Source organism: Bacillus sp. C30 (genome assembly GCF_040838255.1).
In the GTDB taxonomy this organism is placed as follows: Bacteria; Bacillota; Bacilli; order Bacillales; family Bacillaceae_G; genus Bacillus_A; species Bacillus_A mycoides.
Window position 1 is genome coordinate 1 of record NZ_JBFPJH010000385.1, and the last position, 2,873, is coordinate 2,873.

General features: G+C 31.2%; 3 protein-coding genes. All 3 read left to right on the top strand.

All coding sequences use genetic code 11. The features are described from left to right. A partial coding sequence (locus AB3X49_RS20625; protein WP_367964422.1) for an O-antigen ligase family protein occupies positions 1 to 985 on the top strand: 985 nt, incomplete at its 5' end. Next, complete coding sequence (locus AB3X49_RS20630) at positions 960 to 1,760, top strand: glycosyltransferase family 2 protein (RefSeq protein WP_367964424.1); 801 nt, start codon at positions 960 to 962, stop codon at positions 1,758 to 1,760. The genes AB3X49_RS20625 and AB3X49_RS20630, both read left to right, overlap by 26 nt. Next, complete coding sequence (locus AB3X49_RS20635) at positions 1,757 to 2,809, top strand: glycosyltransferase family 4 protein (RefSeq protein ID WP_367964426.1); 1,053 nt, start codon at positions 1,757 to 1,759, stop codon at positions 2,807 to 2,809. The genes AB3X49_RS20630 and AB3X49_RS20635 overlap by 4 nt, the downstream gene beginning before the upstream one ends. The last annotated feature ends 64 nt before the right edge of the window (positions 2,810 to 2,873 follow it).

Below are 2,873 nucleotides of genomic sequence, written 5' to 3' on the forward strand. Positions count from 1 at the left end.
ATATTTAAGTGCTAGTATTCGTATGATTTTCGGCGTATTACTTGTTTTAGGATGTTATTTTATTATGAGGAATTTACTGGGGAACACCGAAATAGTAGTGCTCGAGTCAGCCATTGTCTATGTAGGATTAGTATTTAATATTGTAAGTCTCATACTCTATATAGTTGGATTACAACATTTTGGATTATATGGCGGAGAAGAGAGAGAGATTTATGCTGGATTATTAGTAGATAGAGGATATCCGAGATTAATTGGATTATTAGATGATCCCAACATCTTTATTTTTTATAATACAATATTTTTTATGTATTATATGACAAATTTATATAATATCACCAACGTAATAGGATTGATTCTATGTGTTACAACGAGTTTATTAACTTTTTCAAGAGGTGGTATTTTAGCAATTGTGCTCGTCATTTTTGTATATGTATGCATGTCCAGTTTTGCCAAAAAAGTAAAAATAATAATGGGCTTAGTATTGTTTAGTGTTGTTATTTTTAGTTTAGCGAATGTAGTAATGGGTGGACAACTAGATGATATATTGAACGGTCGAATTTCTGATTTTTCACGCGATAATGGGAGTGGCAGATTTACACTATGGGAAGCTGCTTTCAAATATTTTTTATCTAATCCATATATCGGTATCGGTGCTTTTAATTTTTCGAATTATTATGAGTATCAGTTCAATGAAAAACTATATGTGCACAATACATTTTTAGAAATTTTATCTGAATCGGGTACAATTGGTTTTCTTTTATATAGCGCTTTTTTATGTATTTTAATGGTGAAGTTGACTAAGTATAACTTGTTTTGTGAAAAGCCATATCTTTTATTGACTATGATTGCATTTTTATTTCAGATGATGTCATTATCACTTATTATTAACGAAGCTTTCTTTCTATTTTTAGCAGTTGTTGTGAAGTACATTTCAACATATGAAGGAAGGGGAATGATAGATGGTAAAGTGTCTATCAGTACATAACGAGGTGCCTTGTATTTCTATAATAACACCTTCTTATAATAGTTTACGTTTTATTGGTGAGACAATCAGATCTGTGCAGAGTCAATCTTATAAAAATTGGGAAATGCTTATCGTTGATGATGCTTCAACGGACCACTCAGCTGTAAAAATTAAAGAGATGATAGAAGGGGATTCACGAATTCGGTTATTATCATTAGAAGAAAATATGGGGGCTGCTAAAGCTCGGAATATAGCGATTAAAGAAGCGAGAGGAAGGTATATTGCTTTTTTAGATAGTGATGATATTTGGCTACCAAATAAATTGGAGACGCAATTGTTATTTATGGAAGAAACACATGTTGCGTTTTCGTATACGTCCTATAGTTTAATAGATGAAAATAATAATGATCTGAATAGAGAGGTGAACGTACCGGAATTTGTTGATTATCATTATTTAGTGGGAAACACAATTATTGGGTGTTTAACAGTGATGCTTGATCGTGAGAAGATTCCTTGTATTGAAATGCCCAGTGTGCAGCCTGAAGATACAGCGTTATGGCTACAATTGTTATATAAAGGATATGAAGCGAAAGGGATACAGCAGGTATTGGCAAAATATAGAATTGTTACAAATTCTGTTTCAAGAAATAAAATAAGGGCGGCCTTCCGATATTGGAAGCTGTTAAGAGCACAAAAACCACTTAATTCATTGCAAACCTTTTTTTATTTTGGTAAGTATGCTTATCATGCTTACAGAAAAAATAAAATCAATGTAGTTGGGAAGACGCAAGTATGAATATATTGTTGATGACAGATAAATTGATAACTGGGGGAGCCGAGAGTTACTTCTGTAAATTGGAAAACAATTTGCAATATGAAAACATTACGGTTTATACAGCTGCAGGTGAGGGAGAATTATATCAATCTCTTACTAGAAAAGAAAATTTCATGTTACTTAGTCGATGGAATCATTTGAGAAATATTCATTACTTACGAAAAGAGATTTATAAACGAAAGATAGAACTTATTCATGCAAATAGTTTGCGAATGGTATTATATGTTTTTCTACTTCAAAAGTTTATTAAAAGAAAGATAAAAATCGTGTATACGAAACATAATGTAACGATACTAGAAAAGAAAATGCCAATTCTTTTTCGTTATGTCATGAATAAATATGTGAACAATATTATTACAGTAAGTGAATTTGAAAAGAATAACTTAATTTCAATTCATGTAGCTGAAGAGAAAGTAAAGACAATTTACAACGGTGTGGATATTGAAAAATTTTTATTCCAGCAGAAAAAGAAAGAATCTACTTATAAAGTAGGTATATTAGCTAGATTATCCAAGGAGAAAAATCATCAACTATTTGTTAAAATTGCAAATGTGTTAAAAAAGAGAAATGATTTTATGTTTTATATTGCTGGTGATGGACCAGAGAAAGAATCTATTATGAAAGAAATAGAAAAATATGACTTGCAACAAAGTGTAAAGATGTTAGGAAATATTTCAGAGCCACATAAGTTTATAGGAAATATGGATGTATTACTTTTATTATCTTTTCGTGAAGTGTTTCCAATGGTAGTAATTGAAGCAATGGCTACAGGAACACCAATTGTTTCAATAGATGTCGGCGGAATAAATGAAGCGGTAATAGATGGAGAATCAGGTGTTTTAATATCTGAATATTGCGAATCTGAATTCGCAGACGTGCTGGAGGAATTACAAGGAAATGAAGAAAAGGTGAATGATATTAGAGTGAAAGCGCGAGAAAAAGCGGAAAGAAATTTCTCGTTAACTAAAATGGTAGAAGAAACGAAGGATATATATGAATTAAACAAATGACCGTGGAGGTCGTTTGTTTTTTTTATGATACAAACTTTTAAGAGAGAACTCACATATTATATGA